Annotated in this window: 21 protein-coding genes; 6 read left to right on the top strand and 15 right to left on the bottom strand. The window is 68.9% G+C overall.

Features of this window, described 5'->3' with window-relative positions; translation table 11 throughout:
- Positions 1-32 precede the first annotated feature (32 nt).
- Positions 33-896, top strand: coding sequence for an NAD(P)-dependent oxidoreductase (locus ACFVIV_RS24270; protein ID WP_379199925.1), 864 nt, complete (start codon positions 33-35; stop codon positions 894-896).
- On the opposite strand, the gene ACFVIV_RS24275 is transcribed toward ACFVIV_RS24270, so the two are convergent.
- Genes ACFVIV_RS24275 through ACFVIV_RS24285 form a run of 3 tightly spaced genes read right to left on the bottom strand, consistent with a single transcriptional unit; the run spans position 893 to position 3,506 of the window.
- Entirely contained in the window at positions 893-2,398 is a 1,506-nt protein-coding gene (locus tag ACFVIV_RS24275) for a ComEC/Rec2 family competence protein (RefSeq protein WP_379200029.1), read from the bottom strand. The genes ACFVIV_RS24270 and ACFVIV_RS24275 overlap by 4 nt on opposite strands.
- Positions 2,399-2,454: 56 nt before the next feature.
- Positions 2,455-2,646 carry a hypothetical protein gene (locus ACFVIV_RS24280; RefSeq protein WP_379199927.1) on the bottom strand — a complete coding sequence of 64 codons (192 nt, stop codon included), beginning with the start codon at positions 2,644-2,646 and terminating at the stop codon, positions 2,455-2,457.
- Complete coding sequence (locus tag ACFVIV_RS24285; RefSeq protein WP_379199929.1) at positions 2,643-3,506, bottom strand: ComEA family DNA-binding protein; 864 nt, start codon at positions 3,504-3,506, stop codon at positions 2,643-2,645. The genes ACFVIV_RS24280 and ACFVIV_RS24285 overlap by 4 nt, the downstream gene beginning before the upstream one ends.
- Before the next feature lie 143 nt (positions 3,507-3,649).
- Here ACFVIV_RS24285 and ACFVIV_RS24290 point away from each other — a divergent pair, with 143 nt between their 5' ends.
- Entirely contained in the window at positions 3,650-4,111 is a 462-nt protein-coding gene (locus tag ACFVIV_RS24290; RefSeq protein WP_379199930.1) for a MarR family winged helix-turn-helix transcriptional regulator, read from the top strand.
- Positions 4,112-4,177: 66 nt separating this feature from the next.
- On the top strand, positions 4,178-4,570 hold the full coding sequence (locus tag ACFVIV_RS24295) for a hypothetical protein (protein WP_379199932.1): 393 nt from the start codon (positions 4,178-4,180) through the stop codon (positions 4,568-4,570).
- Here the strand turns inward: ACFVIV_RS24295 and ACFVIV_RS24300 are convergent.
- From ACFVIV_RS24300 to ACFVIV_RS24345, 10 genes are all read right to left on the bottom strand, one after another.
- Positions 4,567-5,409 carry a DegV family protein gene (locus tag ACFVIV_RS24300; RefSeq protein WP_379199934.1) on the bottom strand — a complete coding sequence of 281 codons (843 nt, stop codon included), beginning with the start codon at positions 5,407-5,409 and terminating at the stop codon, positions 4,567-4,569. The genes ACFVIV_RS24295 and ACFVIV_RS24300 overlap by 4 nt on opposite strands.
- Before the next feature lie 53 nt (positions 5,410-5,462).
- Positions 5,463-6,263, bottom strand: coding sequence for a diglucosylglycerate octanoyltransferase (gene octT, locus ACFVIV_RS24305; protein WP_379199936.1), 801 nt, complete (start codon positions 6,261-6,263; stop codon positions 5,463-5,465).
- Entirely contained in the window at positions 6,253-6,915 is a 663-nt protein-coding gene (locus tag ACFVIV_RS24310) for a histidine phosphatase family protein (RefSeq protein WP_379199938.1), read from the bottom strand. The genes octT and ACFVIV_RS24310 overlap by 11 nt, the downstream gene beginning before the upstream one ends.
- Positions 6,915-7,328 carry a ribosome silencing factor gene (rsfS, locus tag ACFVIV_RS24315; RefSeq protein ID WP_379199940.1) on the bottom strand — a complete coding sequence of 138 codons (414 nt, stop codon included), beginning with the start codon at positions 7,326-7,328 and terminating at the stop codon, positions 6,915-6,917. Before rsfS ends, ACFVIV_RS24310 begins: the two co-directional genes overlap by 1 nt.
- The gene (nadD, locus tag ACFVIV_RS24320) at positions 7,325-7,969 is read right to left on the bottom strand and encodes a nicotinate-nucleotide adenylyltransferase (RefSeq protein ID WP_379199942.1); all 645 of its coding nucleotides are present in this window, start codon (positions 7,967-7,969) and stop codon (positions 7,325-7,327) included. Before nadD ends, rsfS begins: the two co-directional genes overlap by 4 nt.
- Before the next feature lie 70 nt (positions 7,970-8,039).
- Positions 8,040-8,723 (bottom strand): RsiV family protein, encoded by a 684-nt coding sequence (locus ACFVIV_RS24325; protein WP_379199944.1) that lies wholly within the window; start codon positions 8,721-8,723, stop codon positions 8,040-8,042.
- 64 nt (positions 8,724-8,787) lie between these two features.
- Positions 8,788-10,284 (bottom strand): VWA domain-containing protein, encoded by a 1,497-nt coding sequence (locus ACFVIV_RS24330; RefSeq protein WP_379199946.1) that lies wholly within the window; start codon positions 10,282-10,284, stop codon positions 8,788-8,790.
- A gap of 4 nt (positions 10,285-10,288) precedes the next feature.
- Positions 10,289-11,173, bottom strand: coding sequence for an AAA family ATPase (locus ACFVIV_RS24335; protein ID WP_379199948.1), 885 nt, complete (start codon positions 11,171-11,173; stop codon positions 10,289-10,291).
- A 114-nt stretch (positions 11,174-11,287) separates the two neighbouring features.
- Entirely contained in the window at positions 11,288-12,556 is a 1,269-nt protein-coding gene (locus tag ACFVIV_RS24340; protein ID WP_379199950.1) for a glutamate-5-semialdehyde dehydrogenase, read from the bottom strand.
- A 91-nt stretch (positions 12,557-12,647) separates the two neighbouring features.
- Complete coding sequence (locus tag ACFVIV_RS24345; RefSeq protein ID WP_379199952.1) at positions 12,648-13,226, bottom strand: hypothetical protein; 579 nt, start codon at positions 13,224-13,226, stop codon at positions 12,648-12,650.
- Between the two features lie 209 nt (positions 13,227-13,435).
- Between ACFVIV_RS24345 and ACFVIV_RS24350 the strand changes: the two genes are divergently transcribed.
- Positions 13,436-14,953, top strand: coding sequence for an MFS transporter (locus ACFVIV_RS24350; protein ID WP_379199954.1), 1,518 nt, complete (start codon positions 13,436-13,438; stop codon positions 14,951-14,953).
- 41 nt (positions 14,954-14,994) lie between these two features.
- On the top strand, positions 14,995-15,351 hold the full coding sequence (locus ACFVIV_RS24355) for a GNAT family N-acetyltransferase (RefSeq protein ID WP_379199956.1): 357 nt from the start codon (positions 14,995-14,997) through the stop codon (positions 15,349-15,351).
- Positions 15,352-15,405: 54 nt separating this feature from the next.
- Here the strand turns inward: ACFVIV_RS24355 and ACFVIV_RS24360 are convergent, their stop codons facing one another.
- Both ACFVIV_RS24360 and ACFVIV_RS24365 read right to left on the bottom strand, forming a co-directional pair.
- Positions 15,406-16,206 carry an NAD(P)H-binding protein gene (locus ACFVIV_RS24360; RefSeq protein ID WP_379199958.1) on the bottom strand — a complete coding sequence of 267 codons (801 nt, stop codon included), beginning with the start codon at positions 16,204-16,206 and terminating at the stop codon, positions 15,406-15,408.
- Between the two features lie 58 nt (positions 16,207-16,264).
- The gene (locus ACFVIV_RS24365) at positions 16,265-16,852 is read right to left on the bottom strand and encodes a TetR/AcrR family transcriptional regulator (RefSeq protein WP_379199960.1); all 588 of its coding nucleotides are present in this window, start codon (positions 16,850-16,852) and stop codon (positions 16,265-16,267) included.
- A 111-nt stretch (positions 16,853-16,963) separates the two neighbouring features.
- On the opposite strand from ACFVIV_RS24365, the gene ACFVIV_RS24370 reads away from it, so the two are divergent.
- A complete protein-coding gene (locus tag ACFVIV_RS24370) occupies positions 16,964-18,673 on the top strand; it encodes a nitroreductase family deazaflavin-dependent oxidoreductase (RefSeq protein ID WP_379199962.1) in 1,710 nt (569 codons plus the stop codon).
- Positions 18,674-18,709 lie beyond the last annotated feature (36 nt).

The raw sequence follows: 18,709 nt of genomic DNA on the forward strand, positions 1-18,709 counted from the left end.
GCGCCCCGGATGCGAGGCCCAGAGTAGCGCTCATGCCGGTTCACTCGAACACCTCACTCACCGTCCTCGGCCTCGGCGATATGGGCTCGGCCCTGATCCGCTCGTGGCTCACCGCCGGATACGCCGTCACCGTCTGGAACCGAAGCGCCCGAACGGTTCCCAAGGGCGCGACGCCCACCGCCACGGCGGCCGCCGCCGTCTCCGCCAACTCGCTCATCGTGGTGTGCCTGCTCGATGACGCCTCGGTGCGCGCCACCCTCGGCGGCATCGATCTCACCGGCCGCGACATCGTCAACCTCACCACCAGCACGCCCGCCGAAGCCCGTGCGCTCTCCGAGTGGATCACCGCACGCGGCGGCCGTTTCCTGGACGGCGGAATCATGGCCGTCCCCTCCATGATCGGCGTCCCCGACTCCGGCGCGTACGTCTTCTACAGCGGCTCCCCCGAGGCCCACGAGACGCACGCCGCGGCCCTGTCCGTCCCCGCCGCCGTCACCTACGTCGGCGCCGACCCGGGTTTCGCCGCCCTCTACGACATCGCACTGCTCAGCGGAATGTGGGGCATGTTCGCCGGCGCCGCACACGCTTTCGCCTTGATCGCCAAGGAGAACATCGACCCGGTGGAGTTCGCGCCCCTGCTGGTCGGCTACCAGCAGGCCATGGCCGCCTACGCCTACGGCACCGCCGCCCAACTGGCCGGCGGCGACTACACCGAAGGCGTCGAATCGAACCTGTCGATGATGGCCACCACCAACGGAACCCTGCTCCGCACCGCCGCCGAACAGGGCGTCAGCCCCGAACTCCTCACCCCCTTCATGGCGCTGATGAACCGCCGGGTCGCAGAGGGCGGCGGCAAGGAATCGACCACCGGCGTAGTAGATCTCCTCCTCCGCTAGCGATCACCTCCTGTCGTTCGCGCCCAACGGAATTCGAGGGCGAGCAACACCACCGTGCAGGAGACCGCGGCCACCAGCCCGGACCGGATGCCGGTGGGCAGCGTGACGGAAGCTCCGAGCGCGGCGGCGCGCTCGGACACCGTCAGCAGCCACCACAGCGGCGGGGCGGTACAGTGCAGCACCAGTTCCGCCAGGGACGGCCATACCGGCGACAGGGCCGCTCCGATCGCACCCAGCACGGTGATCGGCGCGATCACCGGAGCGACGAGCACATTGGCCGCAATGGCGACCAAGCTCAAGCGGCCGGTCAGCGCGATGACGATCGGCGTGGTGACCACGAAGGCCGCGGCCGAGATGGCGACCGCATCCGCCATGGCTCGCCAGCACCCGTGTGCCCGAAGCCATTCCGACCATCCGGGGGCGAGCAGCACCAGCCCTGCGGTGGCCAGTACCGATAGTGCGAACCCGATGTCGACCGCCAGGCCCGGCGACCAGCCGATCAGTCCGATCACCGCCGCGCACAATGCGGGTAGTGCCTGGTTGCGGCGGCTGGTGACCAATGCCAGTAGGGCGATCGCACCCATTACGGCGGCGCGCAGCACGCTCGGTGAAGGACGCGCCAGCACCACGAACATCAGCAATGCGACTGCGGCCGCTACCGCCCCGACGCGTGGATCCACTGTCAAAGCACGCATCGAAAGCAGCACCGCGCCTAGCAAGATGGTGATGTTGGCACCGCTGACAGCGGTCAGGTGCGCCAAACCGGTTTCCCGGAAGTCCTTGCGCACCTGCTCCGCGAGCCGCGACGTATCACCGAGGACCAGGCCCGGAAGCAGCCCCGCCGCTTCGGCGGACAATGCTCTCCCCGCGGCGTCCGCGAAATCCCCGCGCACCTCTCCCGCCGCGCGCTGCCACCAGGGCGGCAGTCCCGATCGCGTGGGCGGCCCTTCCGCCCGCAGTACCGCCACGGTCAGATCGGATCCCCACGGCCGATCGACCCGGGCCCGGAACACCACCTCCTGTCCCGGCACCAGATCCCGCCAGCCGTTCTTCGACGCCAGCACCACCACCCCTCCCCCGCCTCGCACCTGTTCCGCACCCCGCCGGAACTCGACCAGCTTCCCCTCCATCAATAACTTCCGACCCCCGAACCACCTGGCCGACAGCTCTTTCGGATCGTCCGCCGCCACCACGGTCACCCACACCTCCTCCCCCACCGCCGACCGCAGCGGATGCGCCTGCACCCGATACTCCCGCCAAGCCCCCGCCACCCCATACCCCGCACCGGCCACCACCGCCGCCAACAGCACGAGAACCAGTCCCCTCCGCCGGTTCTCGCCCCGCCGATTCTCGCTCCGCCGAATCCCCCACCACCACAACCCGATAGCCACCACCCCACACCCCACCGCCACCCAAACCCCGGCCCGCCACCCCGCAACCACAGCCACAATCGTTGCGCCCCAACAACACACCGCCGCCGGCACCAACCGCGCATCCAACACCTCCTCGAACTCGATCAACCCACGCTCGCCATCGCCACCCCGGCCATCGACCCCGCTCATCGCCACACCGCCCAGCGCAGCCAGGCCCGCGCCGCCGAAACCAAGACCAAGGGCGCGCCCAAGACCTCCCGGGCGTCAAAGAGTCTCCAGCCGGCGCCTTCGTGCTCCTTGATTCGGCGGACGTTCGTGGCGCGTCGGTGTGCGGCTCGGGTCTCGGTATCGCGCGGTGCGGCGTTCTCGGCGTTCATATCGTCACCACCTCGCGGAGGCGGGTGAGGCGGGCGGGGCCGATGCCTTCGATTTCGGTGAGTTGTTCTATGGCGGTGAACTTTCCGTTCTTGGTGCGCCAGGCGACTATGGCGCGGGCGGTGACGGGGCCTACGCCGGGGAGGGCCTCGAGGTCGGATTCGGTGGCGGTGTTCAGGTTGACCTTGGTGGCCGGCGAACCGGAGGGGCGGGGAGTGCCGGGCGGCTTCTGGGCGGGGGCGGTGAGGGCGGCATTGACTACGGTGCTGCCTACTTGTTGGGGGCGGGGGCCGGTCTTGCCTATGACGATTTGGTCGCCGTCGCACAGTTGCTGGGCGAGGTTGAGGCCGGACAGGTCGGCTTCCGGGTGGGGGACCGCGGCTTTCACGGCGTCGGCTACGCGGGCGCCGGGCGGGAAGCGGCGGAGGCCGCCGAATTCCACCAGGCCCACGACGCTGACCACCACCTCGCCCGTGGCCGATGGACGGGCATCGGGCGTTGTGCTGGGCGGGGCTGCGCCGGGAGCCGGAGCCGCCGATGTGGTCGCGCCGGCCGGTGCGATGGGCGGAACCGCGTGCACCACCGGCTTTTCCCGCACGGAGACGATGGCGGTCAGGAGGACGGCCAGCGCTGCTATGACAGCGAGGATCACCGCGCCGCGTGGGCCGGGATCCCAGCGGGTGCCGCGGAATCGATCCGGTACCAGCCGCTCGTGCCAGGTGGCCTGATCCACGGATTCGTCGTCCCAGCGCGGCGGGTGGGGCGGGCTCGGGGTGAATTCTCTCGGGCCGTAGGCGCGTTTCGGGTCGGTGAGGTCGTCGAGTCTGCGGCGGGCCCGGGTGCGTTCATCGATTCGTGGCATGGGGCGACGGTAGGGCGATGGGCGTGCTCGGCCCCGGGCGGCGACCTGGGGTTTCGGAAAGTCTGTGGATAGCGCGAGTGGTTGTGAAAATCCAGCCGTTCAACCGGATAGTTCGTGTCACGAACTGGATGTAGGCTGGGCCGATGGCTAAGGATGAAGACCGGATCGGCGTTGTCGGCGGGCTGGTTCGGTCGGCTTTTCTGGTGAATGCCGTGTATGTCGAATCGGGGCGCGAATACGGGCTCACACAGCAGCAGGGGCAGCTGCTCTGCGTGCTGATGGCTCAGCCGTACGGGATGGGCGAGCTCGGGGCGATGCTGAATCTCGCGAAGTCGAGCCTGACCGGAATGATCGATCGCACCGAGCGAAACGGCCTGGTACATCGCGAATCCGACCCGGGCGACGCCCGTGCGGTGCGCGTCGCGCTGACACCGAAGGGGCGTGCGCTCGCCGAGGAGTTCTATGCCGAGACCTGCCGCCGGATCGAGGCGCTCTCGGCCGGGCTCAGCGCCGCCGAGCGCGGCACCCTGGCCGCGCTGCTGGGCCGGATCGTGCAGGAGAACCAGGCCCCGGCCGTATTCATGGAATCGGAAGTCAAGGGTTGAAAGTTCGTGGTACGAACTATACAGTTCGTACCACGAACTAAATCTCCTCGGATGAAAGGCACGATCGTGTCCACTCCAGACGTGGTCTTCGGCTTCGGCACCCACCATGCCGCCGACTGGCTCAGCGACCGCTACCGGATGTCGCGCCCGATCATCGACGAGGCCGCGGCCGCCGTGGGCCGTGATCCCGGCGCGGTCCGCACCATCTTCAACTTCCCGGGCAAGATCACCGACCGGCCGCTGGCCGCGACTCGTGACGAAACCGGGCGGTGGATCGGCGGTTCCGTCGAGCAGTGGATCGAGGAATTGACCGGCGCCGTACTGGACCATGGCGCTTCGGGTTTCATCCTGTTCTCCCCCGGCGGCGGCGCGCAGGACCGCGCGTCGCTCGGTCGCTGGGGTCAGGAGATCGCCCCGGCGGTGCGCGAGGCGATCGCGCGAGCCGGAGCGGCGGTCTAGCCGCAGCCGCCGGGAACCACCAGCGCGCCAACGGCTCCCATGCCGAGGTGGACGCCCAGGGTGGGGCCGAATTCAGCGACGATGAGTTCGCGGATGCCCGGAATGAGGTCGCGGAGCTGGCTCGCGATGGTGTTGGCGGCTTCTTCGGAGCCGAGATGCTGGACGGCCACCGCCGCGCCGTCCTCACCGGCGGCATCCACGGCGGCCGCGACGAGCTTGGTGAACGCCTTGGAGCGGGTGCGGGCCTTTTCGCGGAGTTCCAGTCGGCCGTCGACGATTTGGAGGATGGGCTTGGTGACCAGTTCGGTGCCGAAGAAGGCGGCGGCGGTACTGAGCCTGCCGCCACGGCGGAGCTGTTCGGTGCGATTGACGACGATGAACGCGCGGCCGCGGGTAGCCGCGGCTACGGCGGTGTCGTACACGACGTCCAAGGCAGCGCCGGTGCGGGCGCGGCGGGCGGCGGCCAGGACCGGCAGTCCGGTGCCGAGACCGGCGCTCAGCGAATCGACGAGACGGACCTTGTCGGCGGCATCCATATCCCGGACCGCCTGACGGCCCGCTTCCCACGTGCCGGACAACTGGCGCGAGATGTGCACGGCGACAACGCCGTCGCCATCGCTCAGCTCCAGCGCACGCTCGTAGGCGGCGCGCAGATCACCCGGCGAGGCGGAGGAGGTGGTGACCGTCGACGAGCCGTAGTCGATATCGCAGGGGTCGACGCCCTCGCGGATCTCGCGGTCGTCGACGAGAACGTGCAGGGGCACCGCGTGAATGCCGAGATCGGCGGTGAGGTCGGCAGGCAGGCTGGCCGAGGAGTCCGTGACAACGACGACGGCCATCGGTCAGCGGTCCTCTCCGCACCACACACCACCGGCGCGAATCAGCAGGCGCCTCATGCAGTGTGGACCTCGGGGGACGCGACTTCGGCGAGCACCTTGACCATGGCGCGGGCGACCTCCTGGTGGCCTTCCCAGCCCCAGTGGATGCCGTCCGGGTTGGCGGGGCCGTTGAAGACGTTGTCGCGCACGGCTGCACCGAGATCGACCAGTGGAACGGACTGCTCCGCGGCCCACTTCGAAACGGCCTGCACCATGGGCTCGCGGCCGGTGTGCACGCTCGCGTAGGCGTCGCACTTGTGCACGGAGGGCAGCACTCCCACCACCGGCAGCTCGGGACGCAACTGCGCGAGGGCGTTTCGCGACTGTTCGAGGTAGTCGACGCTCACCGACGGCGGCAGCGCCACCGGCCACCCGAGCGGGGAAAGCTTGGGCTGCAACCAGTTATAGGTGTCGCGCACCCGGCGGCGCAGGCCGGCCGGTCGCACATAGCGGATGAGCTCGCGCAGCGCCGTGGGCAGCGGCGAGGGCAGCGAATCCATGCCTGCGGTCGCGAAGACCACGGCCCCGGCGCGCGGGACGGCCGCCCATACGCGCGGGTCGCCGATCAGCGCCCAGTAGGCGTCCCGGCAGGTCCAGCCGATGCGGGCGATAAGCTCCACATCCCAGTCCAGTTCGGCCGCAACGAGGTTCGGCCAGATCTTCGGATGGTCGGCGGGCAGCCCGCCCTTGGGCCCGAAGTAGGCCAGCGAGTCGGCGATGACCAAGAGGACCGGCTTGCCCCCCGAATCATCGACGGCATCCACCACGGCGCTGTCGGAGGACAACGCGGGATCGGCGGAACTGTCAGAGGACATCCGGTGCTACTTTCGCCAGCGCATTCCATACATCGAGCCGCCAGGCGGGCTGTTCGATGCTCGGACCGTGGCTGGTGAGCTGCACCCAGCTGGTATTGGCGAGCCCGCCGAGGACAGGCCAATGCTGGTGCGGGAGATCGAGTACCGCCGCGGTGAGCGCCGCGATGAGCCCGCCGTGCGCAACCAGCATGATGGTACGGCCCGGCCAGTCCTCCCGCTCGGCCAGCAGCTCCTGCACCACGGGCAGGGCGCGCAGGCCGACCTCGATCTTGGATTCCCCGCCGGGCGGGGTGAAGGTGGGGTCGAGCCGCCAGGCCTTGCGCGCCCCCGGGTACTGGGCGTCCACCTCGAGGTGATTCATGCCCTCCCACTGGCCGAGGCTGGTTTCGCGCAGCCGCACATCGGTGACGACCGGCATGGCGGCGTGATCGGCGACGGCGAGCGCGGTTTCGTGGGCGCGCTTGAGGTCCGAGGAGGCGATGTGGATGAGATCGTCGCACGCCATATCGCGGGCGCAGTCCTTGGCCTGCTTGCGGCCGACGTCGTTGAGTTCGACATCGATCTGCCCCTGCATGCGGTCCGAGGCATTCCATTCGGTCTGCCCGTGGCGCAACAGGATCAGCCGCCGGACGCCAGGATGCTTCTTGCTCACTACTCGTCCCCGGCCTCGTCGTCCGCACCGGCCGCGGTCTTGGCGCCCGGATCGCCGAGCCCCTCGATCGGCACCTGCGGGCAGTCCTTCCACAGCCGCTCCAGGCCGTAGAAGTCGCGCTCGTCATTGTGCTGGATGTGGATGACGATCTCGATGTAGTCGAGCAGCGCCCACCGGCCCTCGCGGGTGCCCTCGCGGCGCACCGGCTTGTATCCGGCCTCGCGCAGCTTCTCCTCGACATTGTCGACGATCGCGTTGACCTGGCGCTCGTTCGGCGCGGAGGCGATGACGAAGCAGTCGGTGATGACCAGCTGCTCGGAGACGTCCAGCACCACCACATCCGAGGCCAGCTTCTCGTCGGCCGCCAATGCGGCCACCGTTGCCATCTTCAAAGCTTCGACGGATGCGCTCACCCTGCTGCTACCTTCCCGTTGCTTCCCGGCCCGTACAGGTGCCGTTTCGATATGTATTGCACGACCCCGTCGGGGACGAGGTACCACACCGGTCTGCCTTCGCCCGCCCGCCGCCGGCATTCGCTGGAGGAGATCGCCAGGGCCGGAATCTCGACCATGGTGACCGTGCCCTCCGGATAATCGCGGAGGTGGTCGGCCAAATGGTCGATATTCAATTCGTACCCCGGACGGGTCACTCCGACGAATTTCGCCAGTGCGAACAGTTCCGACCAATCCTGCCAGGTGAGGATGCTGGCCAGCGCGTCGGCTCCGGTGATGAAGTACAGATCCGCGTCGGGATGCTGTTCGCGCAGTTCACGCAGGGTGTCGACGGTGTAGGTGTCCTTGCCGCGATCGACGTCGGCGCGGCTGACGGTGAAGCGCGGATTGGAGGCGGTGGCGATGACCGTCATGAGATAGCGGTCCTCGGCCGGGCTCACCACCCGATCGGCCTTCTGCCAGGGCTGCCCGGTCGGCACGAAGATCACTTCATCCAGGTCGAACCGATGCGCGACCTCACTGGCCGCCACCAGGTGACCGTGGTGGATGGGATCGAAGGTGCCGCCCATCACCCCCAGCTTGCGGCGCCTTGTCGTATGCACGAAAAGCGAGCTTACCGGGGGCGAACGGCGCGGCTGCGCAGCGAGGGGACACCGCTGTGCGGCGAGTGGCTCACGCCTCGCCAATGGTCTTCATCTCCGGCAGCATCAGGTGCTCGACCGCCGACCACGGAACGGTGATGTGGATATTGCCCGCGGCGTGCGAGCCGATCTCCCCGAAATAGACGCGCAGACCGTCCCGGGTGACCGCCCACTTCTCGTAATTGGCGGCATACGGCTCGATGGCGGCGCGAGAGTAGTTCTCGCCCGCCGCGGTCTGCGGCACCAGCACCGCGGCCTGCTCGGAGAGCACGTTCAGCGCGCCCTGGAAATCGGTGAACAGATCGGCGAGGTAGACCGGCTGCCCGGTCGCCAGCCAGGTGTTGTGCGTGACGAACTCCTCGTACCCGTGCGCCGCGCCCTCCTTGTAGATCTCGACGCCGAGCTTCCCGCTGGCCACGTGCGCGCCGATGTAGACGACCTCGCTGTGCGCCGGGTAGACGGAGGTGACGTGGTCGACGTAGCCGATGTACTCGTCGGCGGACAGCCGCATGGCCTCGTTGAAGGAGGCACGCTCGGTCTCGGTGCCACCGGCGAGCTGCGGCACCCGCACCTCGTACTGATAGCCCTTGATGGTGTATTCGGTCCCGTGCAGCCGGTCCGGGGTGTCGGCACGCGCGATGACGGCCCCCGACACCGTGGTCAGCACGGCGAACACGAAGGCGAGCAGGACATGAGCAGCGGAGATTCGTTTCACCAGCCCACGGTGACCCCGCCGGCCAACGCTTCCCTAATGGCCGGCTAACGAGTGATCGACTGCCCTAGACCGGTAGCAGGCGGCCGACCACCGCGGTGAGCTGGCGGGCGGAGCGGCATTCGTGCATCTCGATGATGTCGGCGTACTTCTTGGCGGCGGAATCGCCGGTGCCCCACATCTTCTCGGCCTCTGGGTTGAGCCAGTAGGCGTGTTTGGCGACTCCGACGAGCCGTTGCAGGGTGTCCAGGGCCGGGTCGCGGTAGTTGGTGCGGGCGTCGCCGAGGATGAGCAGGGAGGTGCGGCTGGTGACGGCGTCGGGCCAGTGCTCGGCGAAGCTCTCGAGGGCGGAGCCGTAGTCGGAGTGGCCTTCGATGCCGACGACGGTGGATTCGGTGAAGATTCGCTTGGTGATCTGATCCAGGGGGGTGGTGGCGTCGAACAGGTGGGTGACTTCGTCCACGCGGTCGACGAAGGCGAAAATCCTTACGCGCGAGAATTGTTCGCGCAGGGCGTTCACCAGGACCATGGTGAAGCTGGAGAACCCGGCGACCGAGCCCGAGATATCGCACACCAGCACCAGATCGGGGCGGCCGGGCCGTGGTTTGCGGGTCACCAGGTTGATCGGGACGCCGCCGGTGGACATGGACTTGCGCAGCGTCTTGCGCAGGTCGATCTCGCCGCGGCGGGCGCGGCGGCGGCGAGAGGCCAAGCGGGAGGCCAGGATTCGGGCCAGGCGCTGGCTGCTGCGGCGCAGTTCGTCGAGTTCGTTCTGTGAGATGCGCAGGAAGTCGGCGTCCTCGGCCTGGCGGGCGACGCCGTAGGTGGCGACGCGGTCGCGGCCGATGCGCTCGGCCACCCGGCGGCGGGTCTCGGCTTCGACGGTGAGCCGGAAGTCCGTGATGCGCCGGCGCGCCGCGCGCCGGTTGACCTCGGTGTCGAAGTCGGAGTTGTCCATGCCCTGGGCCAGCCCGGCGAGGATCTTGCTGACCAGGATGTCGGGCTGGAGGTCCTTCAGCGTCTGATACGCGGAGAACGACGGTCCGCCCGCCGCCTGGTACTGCCCCATCTGCTCGACCATCTGCGCGGCCAGGGCCTGCAATTGCTGGGCCTGCTCGCCGGAGGGATCCTGAGTGAGCAGCTCGGCCAGCATCTTGCGCAGTTCGATAATGTCGACGGAACCGTCCGGCCGGTGCGGGATTTCGATCTCCTCGGCCCCGATGCGCTCACCGAGTGCGGGCGGGAACCACAGGTCGAACATGCCGTCGAAGGTGGCGCGCTGGGTGGTGCGCCGCAGCAGCGCGCAGGCCAGGCCCTCGCGCAGCGCCTCGCGGTCCATGAGATCCAGGACGGTGAGAACCTGTCCGGCGTCGACGGTTTCGGACGGCCCGACCGGAATCCCCCTGGCGCGCAGGGCTTCCACGAATGCGACGAGATGTCCCGAAATCCCGTGCTGCGCCGTCGATCCCGGCAGCTCGGAGGTGGGCGCGGACGATCCTCCGGTCACGGCGCGCAGGGCCGCGGAGACCAGCCCGCGGGGTGTGTTCGCTGCACCGCCGGCCATGATGTCAGGCCAGCTTCAGCTCGGACAGGGCGCGCACATGATCGGCCTGATGCTTGAGCACCACCCCGAGCGTGGCGCGCACGGTCTTGTCGTCGAGATCCTTGGCGCCCAGGGCGAGCAGCGTGCGCGCCCAGTCGATGGATTCGGCGACCGAGGGCAGCTTCTTGAGCTGCATCCCGCGCAGCACGTGCACGATCCGCACCAGCTGCGCGGCCACCGCGGGCTTGAGCTCGGGCACCCGGCTGGCCAGGATGCGGCGTTCCAGATCCTCGTCCGGGAAGTCGATGTGCAGGTAGAGGCAGCGCCGCTTCAGGGCCTCGGACAGCTCGCGGGTGGCATTGGAGGTGAGCACCACGAACGGCTTCCGGTCGGCGGTGATGGTGCCCAGTTCCGGCACGGTGACCGAGAAGTCGCTGAGCACCTCGAGCAGCAGGCCCTCGATCTCGACATCGGCCTTATCGGTCTCGTCGATGAGCAGCACCGTCGGCTCGGTCCGGCGAATGGCGGTCAGCAGCGGCCGCGACAGCAGGAATTCCTCGGTGAAGACATCGGCCTTGGTCTCGGCCCAGTCGTTCTCCGAGGAGGCCTGGATGCGCAGGATCTGCTTGGCGTGATTCCACTCGTACAGCGCCCGCGCCTCGTCCACGCCCTCGTAGCACTGCAACCGCACCAGTTCGGCGCCCGCGACTTCGGCCACGGCCTTGGACAGCTCGGTCTTGCCGACACCGGCGGGACCCTCGATGAGCAGCGGCTTGCCCAGCCGGTCCGCGAGGAAAACCGAAGTGGCGGTGCCCTTGTCGGCGAGATAGCCGGTCTTGGCGAGACGCTCGATCACATCGTCGACCGACGAGAAGATCGGCTCCTGATTCGGTGCGCTGGTAGGAGCCACGGGTGCTGTCCTTCCTTCGGGGCTGGGGCCGCCGAACTCAGGCCCGCTCGCTCCACTGTGCCTTATGCGAATGTGTCGCCGGCAACTGGGACCGGCGACACCTCCGCGGCGGTGCTACACGGGGCGGATCTGCCCGTCGCCCCAGACAATCCATTTGGTGGAGGTCAGCTCCGGCAGTCCCATCGGCCCGCGCGCGTGCAGCTTCTGGGTGGAGATGCCGATCTCGGCGCCGAACCCGAACTGCTCGCCGTCGGTGAAGGCGGTGGAGGCGTTGACCATGACGGCGGCGGCGTCCACGCGACCGGTGAACTCGCGGGCGGCCTTCAGATCCGCGGTGACAATGGCCTCGGTGTGCCCGGTGCCCCAGCGGTTGATGTGCTCGATCGCGGCGTCCAGATCCTCGACGACCGCGAGCGCGATATCCAGCGACAGATACTCATCGGCCCAGTCGGTATCGGTGGCGGGCACCAGTCCGGGCAGATCACCGTGAATGGTGACGCCCTTGTCCTCGAGGGCCTTGATCAGCCGCGGCACCGCGACATCGGCGATGGCGGCGTCGATGAGCACCGTCTCGGCGGTATTGCAGACACTCGGCCGCCGCGTCTTGGCATTGATCAGAATCGATTCGGCCATCTCGAGATCGGCGTCCTTGTGCACGAACACATGGCAGTTGCCGGTCCCGGTCTCGATGGTCGGCACCTGCGCATCGCGCACGACGGCATTGATCAGGCCCGCGCCGCCGCGCGGAATGACCACGTCCACCAGCCCGCGCGCCTGGATCAGATGCGTGACGCTGGACCGGTCCTCGGCGGGCAGCAGCTGCACCGCATCCTCCGGAATCCCCTGCGCGGCAAGTGCTTCCCGCAGCACCGCGACCAGCGCGGTATTCGACCGCACCGCCGAGGAGGAGCCGCGCAGCAGGGCGGCGTTGCCGGACTTCAGGGTCAGCCCGAAGGCGTCCACCGTGACATTCGGCCGCGCCTCGTACACCATGCCGACCACGCCCAGCGGCACCCGCACCTGCCGGGTTTCCAGGCCGTTGGGCAGCGTGGCACCGCGCACCACCACGCCCACCGGATCCGGCAGCCCGGCGACCTGCCGCAGGCCGGAGGCGATGCCGTCGATGCGGGCCTCGGTCAGCCGCAGCCGATCCAGTTGCGCCTCCGCGGTTCCCCCGGCCTTGGCGATCTCGATGTCCTCGGCATTGGCGGCGAGAATCCGGTCCTTGGCGCCGAGCAGCGCGTCGGCCGCGGCGTGCAGCGCGGCATCCTTGTCCGCGGTGGTGAGCCGGGCGAGCGTGCGCGACGCCACCCGGGCCCGGCGCGCCGCCTCGTGCACCACGTCGCGGACGTTGTCCAGGTCGGTGGCAGATCCTGCAGTCATGGCTACAGCCTACTGACCGGCCACCGGCCGCCGGCGGCTCAGGTCCGGTGGCACACTGCGGTAGCGCCGGGGCGCTACCGCAGTGTGGCTGTCAGGCCGGCGGACGGCCCGCGTTCTCGATCTCGTCGGGCACCGGCGAGGTGTAGCCGACGATGGCGCCGATGATCGCGCCGAAGGCCGCGCCCGGAATGATGCCGATGAAGAACGGAATGCCCAGCAGCAGACCGATGAGCGCGCCGATGCCGGCGTACTGCCCGGCCTTCTGCAGGCGGTACTGGTCGGCCGCGTAGCTGATGTCCGCGCCGGTCGGCACGGACTGGTTGATCAGCTCGAGCTTGTGCCCGTTATCGCTGACGACCGGCGACAGCGTGAGCTTGTGCTCGCCGACCTGGTGCGACAGCGGAATGGTAGCCACCGGCGCGCCGTTCTTGTCGGCCAGGCTGATGGCATCGGCGGTCACCGCGAACACACCGTCGACGGTGGTGGTGAGCTTGCCGTCGCTGCCCATCTCGGACTTGAAGGCCACCCCGTGGTCGACGCCCTCCTCGGCGGTGACAATGGTGACGGCGGAGGCGGCCGGCGCCTCGGGCGCACCGTGCGCGGTCCCCGCGGTGACGGCGACGGCGCTGATCGCCATGAACGCGGTCACGGCGAACTTCTTGATCTTCACTGAATTTCTCCCCTGGCTTCCGGTCCGCAGCGACCGGCAAGCCCTCAATAAATGTGCACGATTGTGACAACCAGAAATCTTGCGCGGCTTGTTATTTCGGGTTCAAGTTCATATGCCCGCATGACCGATTCGATGACGGATACAGCGGCACGGGCTCGCCGTGTCGCGCACGCCCGGAACAGTGTGGCAGGACACGCTACGGTGGGCTGATGACCGCGAGCATCCGGTTGTCCTCCGCCACCGGCCGTTGGGTTCTGCTGGCCACCGTCCTCGGCTCCGGCATGGCCATGCTGGATGCCACCGTCGTGAATGTGGCGCTGCCCCGAATCGGCGATGAATTCGATGCCTCGATGGCCGGATTGCAGTGGACGGTCAATGCCTACACGCTGACCCTGGCCGGGCTCATCCTGCTGGGCGGCGCGCTGGGCGACCGCTTCGGGCGGCGCAAGATCTTCTTGATCGGCGTGGTGTGGTTCGCCATCGCCTCGGCATTGTGCGGTGCGGCGCAGGACACTTCGATGCTCATCGCGGCCCGCGCCCTGCAGGGCATCGGCGGTGCGCTGCTGACGCCCGGCTCGCTGGCCATCATTCAGGCGTCGTTCCAGCCGGAGGACCGGGCGCGCGCGGTCGGGGCCTGGTCCGGACTGGGCGGCGTGGCGGGCGCGATCGGGCCGTTCCTGGGCGGCTGGCTGGTCGAATCCGTGGGCTGGCGCTGGGTTTTCCTGCTCAATATCCCGCTGGCCGCGGTGGTGATCGCGGTGACCATCCGGCATGTGCCGGAGACCTATGACCCACGGGCGCACGGCAAGTTCGACGTCCTCGGGGCGACGCTGGCGGCGCTGTGCCTGGCCGGAATCACCTATGCGCTCACCGAGGCGCCCGAGGCGAGCGCCAACCGGCTACTGGTCATCGGCAGTGCCGTGCTCGGCGTATTGTGCGGCGTCGCTTTCATTCTCGTGGAGCGGCGGCGCTCGGCCGACCCGGACGGCCCGCAGCCGATGGTGCCCCTGGATGTGTTCGCCTCCAAGCAGTTCACCGCCATCAATGCGGTCACCTTCGTCATGTACGGCGCCATGAGCGTGGTGTTCTTCCTGCTGGTGCTCACCCTGCAAGTCGTGTCGGGTTTCAGCCCGATCGCCTCGGGCACCGCCCTGCTGCCCGCCACGATTCTCATGCTGTTGTTCTCGGCCCGCTCCGGCGCGCTGGCGCAGCGCATCGGCCCGCGCTGGCCGATCACCCTCGGCGTCCTGCTCTCCGCCGCCGGGATGCTGCTCATGACCCGCATTACCGAGCACGCCTCGTATCTGACCGTAGTGCTGCCCGCCGCAATCGTTTTCGGCATCGGCCTGACACTGGCCGTGGCGCCGTTGACGGCCACCGTGCTGGCGACGGCCGACGAGCGCCATGCGGGTGTGGCCAGCGGTGTCAACAATGCGGTCGCCCGCGCGGCCGGCCTGCTCGCCGTCGCCGCCATTCCGCCGCTGGCCGGGCTCACCGGCGCGGCATATATGAACCCGTCCACCTTCGAGCACGGTTTCCGCATTGCCGTGCTGGTCTGCGCGGTGCTCATGGTCGCGGCCGCCGCCCTGGCCTTCGTCACCGTGCGCGACGACGCCTTGCAGGTCGCTCCCCCGGAGGCCGAACCGCAGTGCCGGGTGAACTGCCCGGTCGGCGCGCCGCCGCTGGAGCCGGGGCGCACGGAATACCCGACGCAGTCCCGCGGTTAGGTTGGTTGCCGTATCCACAACTTGTTGGAAAGCGAGTAACGATGACCGACGCGAACAACGGTGCACCCCACGCGGAACCGACCGTGACCCGGGTGACCGACGCCCAGCCCCAGCACTACGCGATCCACGTCGACGGCGAGCGCGCGGGCCTCACCGCCTACCTCGACCAGGATGGGCAGCGCATCTTCTTCCACACCGAGATCGGCGACCGCTTCGCCGGACGCGGACTGGCGAGCAAGCTCATTGCCGCCGCACTCGCCGACACCCGCGCGGCCGGCCTGCGCATCGTGCCCATCTGCCCGTTCGTCGCCGGGTACCTCGAAAAGCACCACGACTTCGACGATCTGGTCGACCAGGTCACCCCGCAGGCGATCGCCGCGGTCGAAGCGATCGCCTGAGTCGGCTCGCGCCGGTCGCCGTCCGGGGTCCGAAACAGCGTGCGGGCGAACCGATCAGCGGAACTCGTCGGCGTTCGCGGTCACCCACTCCTCGAAAATGGTTGCGCGACCGGTGAGTTCGGCGACCGTAGCGGTGGCCACCTGGGGATGGTCGACCATGGCGGCCAGCCCGTCGACGTACCACTCGGCGAATTCGCCCATGATCGGCGCGAGGACGGCAATGGCCTCCTCGCGCGACACCTGCACGAATTTCAGGTCCCGGCCGAGGGCCTCGCCCAGGCGCAGCACCCGCCCCGCCCGGGTGATCGATTCCGGCCCGGTGAGCTCATAGGTCTTGCCGATATGCCCTTCGCCCATCAGGACAGTGGCCGCGACCCGCGCGATATCGTCCATGGCGATCGGCGCATTGGCCGCGGCCGGATAGGGTTCGCGCACTTCGCCGGTGGTGCGCACCTGCTCGGCCCAGATGGTCGTGTTCTCCATGAACTCACCCGCGTACAGATGCGTCCAGTCGACGTCGGACGCCTCCACCGCCTTCGCGATGGGCTGCCAGTCGGTGGTCTCATCGCCGGACAGGTCGACGATCTGGGAGATCCCGGCTTCGCGCGCCAGCGCGACCACCTCGGTGACGGTGTCGAGCACGGGCGCCAGGTACATGCGGTCGACGCCCTCGAAGGCGGCGGGCAGGGTCGACGGTTTCTTCAGATAGCCCTTGACGACCTCCACGCCGTCGGGGAAGTCGGTGCGTTCGGGGTGGTTGGACAGGGCGCGAATATTCTCCGCGCCGGCTTCGTGCAGGTGCTCGACCACCATGCGGCCGATATTTCCCGTGGCTCCGGTTACCAGAATCCTCATGCTTTCGACGCTATCCAGACCTCGGCGCCACGTGCATATGGAAATTTCGGCCGGATTCTCAACTCCCGACGGCGGCGCTCTCATCACGCCGGGTGTATCCGGCGACCAGCTCGGCGAGCTGCTTGCCGACCCGCTCCAGCGGCGCGGTGGACCGCGTCGCCTGCGACATGACCACCGCGCCCTCGATGGCGGCGATGATGGTCGTCGCCAGGGAGCGCGCGGTCTCGGTCTCCACCCGTTCGGCGCGCAGCCGCTCGGCGAGAATGCCCTCCCACTCGGTGAAGATCTCCCCCGCCACATCGGCGGCCTCGGCGGATTCGGAGCGGCCCAGCGCCGCGGCCACAATGGGGCAGCCCGCGGAGTAATCGCTGGAGACCAGGGTGTCGCGCCACATGGCCGGGAAGGCGGCGATGACGGCCGCCAGGTCCGCGCCCGCGGTCACGGTGCGCATGATGGCGCTGGACGCCTCGCCCGCGGTGCGCGTGGCCTCGGCGACCAGCTCGGATTTGCCGCCCGGGAAGTTCAGGTAGACCGACCGGCGCGAAATCCCGCTGTGCTCGAGTAACTGCGCGATGCCCGTCCCGGCAATGCCCTTGCAGCGCATCAGGGCGACGGCGCTGTCGATGAGACGATCCCGGGCTCCCATGATTCCCCTTCCTTGCCGTATACCGATCGGTGTACTACCGTTCGATATACCGATTGGTCTACCAGTGAGTGTAGACCGCCGCCACTTCTTCGACGATGAATCGGGGCCCCAGTGACGACGACCCTGCACGATCCCCTACCCCTGGCCAGCGGCCAGGTCCTGCCGAACCGCATGATGAAATCCGCCCTGAGCGAGGGCCTGGGCACCGCCGACAATGCCCCCGACGAACGCCTGGAACGACTGTACGCGCGCTGGAGCGCGGGCGGTTACGGATTGATCGTGACCGGCAATGTCATGGTGGACAGCCGGCACTGCGGTGAACCGGGCAATGTGGCCATCGAGGACGAACGGCATCTGCCCGCGCTCACCCGGTGGGCCAAGGCTGCCAAGGACGGCGGGGCCAAGGTCTGGGTGCAGCTGAATCATCCTGGCCGCCAGGGCAATCCGCTGGTCACCCGGAACCGGACGGTGGCGCCGTCGGCCATCGGCATGGGCATTCCGGGCGTGCCCGCGCCGCGCGCGCTCACCGAGGACGAGATCCGCGACATCATTCGCCGCTTCGGCACCGCCGCCCGGGTGGCCGAGGCCGCCGGGTTCGACGGCGTGCAGATTCACGGCGCACACGGATATCTGGTGTCGCAGTTCCTGTCTCCGCTGTCGAATCGGCGCACCGACGCCTGGGGCGGCGACGCCGAACGCCGCCGCCGGTTCGTGCTCGAGGTCGCCCGCAGCATTCGCGCCGCGGTGAGCCCCGGCTTCGGGCTGGGCATCAAGCTGAATTCCGCGGACTTCCAGCGCGGCGGTTTCACCGAGGAGGAGTCGCGCGAGGTGATCGAGCGGCTCTCGGCCGAGCAGGTGGATCTCATCGAGATCAGCGGCGGCAGTTACGAATCCCCCGCCATGATGGGCCGCCCCCGCACCGGTTCGGCGAGCACCCGGGCGCGCGAGGCCTACTTCCTCGAGTACGCCGAATCCGCCCGCCGCGCCGCCGGCGCGGTGCCGATCGCGGTCACCGGCGGCTTCCGTTCCCGCACCGCCATGTCCGCGGCCCTGGCCGAGGGCACCTGCGATATCGTCGGCCTCGGCCGCCCGGCGGCCGTAATACCCACGGCCGCAGCCGATCTGCTCGGTAAGCGCACCGATGTCCTGCGGCCGCCGAGCATCTCGCTCGGCCTGCCGCCCCGGCTCGCCGCGAACGGGGCCATGAAGTCCTTCGACGGCGCGCTGGATCTGCAATGGCACACCGATCAGTTGCATCTGCTCGGGGCGGGCAAGGATCCCGACCCCGCCCGATCCCCCTGGAGGACAGCCATGACCATGGTGCGCCGCAATGGTTTCGACGCCTTCCGCAGCAAGCGTTCCACCACCGCCGAGGCCGCCGATCGCACGGCTCGCAAGTTCCGCCGCGAACGCGCCATCGGCCGTTACGTCATGAATCCCACGATCCGCGCCCTGGATCGCATCGGCATTCGCACCGCCCTGGCCACCGAGATCGAGACCATCGGCCGCAAGACCGGTCAACCGCGCCGCGTCCCGGTCTCCGTCCTGTTCGACGCGGACGGCGGCGGCGCCTGGGCGATCTGCCAGCACGGCATGCGCTCGGGCTGGGGCCTCAACCTCAGCGCCGACCCGACCATCCGTGTCCGCCAAGGGAATCGCTGGCGCACCGGCACCGCGGAATTCCTCCCCGACGACGATGTGGTCGCCCGCGCCCGCACCTTCGCGCCGCATCCGGCCCTGGCGGGCCTGGCGACCTCCATGTTCGCCGCCCTGGAAACCACCCCCGTCACCGTCCGAATCACCTTCACAGATCAGAAATGACGCCGACCGGGAACTGGTGGCGGGGGCTACTCGCGA

The organism is Nocardia sp. NPDC127526 (assembly GCF_042672265.1).
Classification (GTDB): domain Bacteria; phylum Actinomycetota; class Actinomycetes; order Mycobacteriales; family Mycobacteriaceae; genus Nocardia.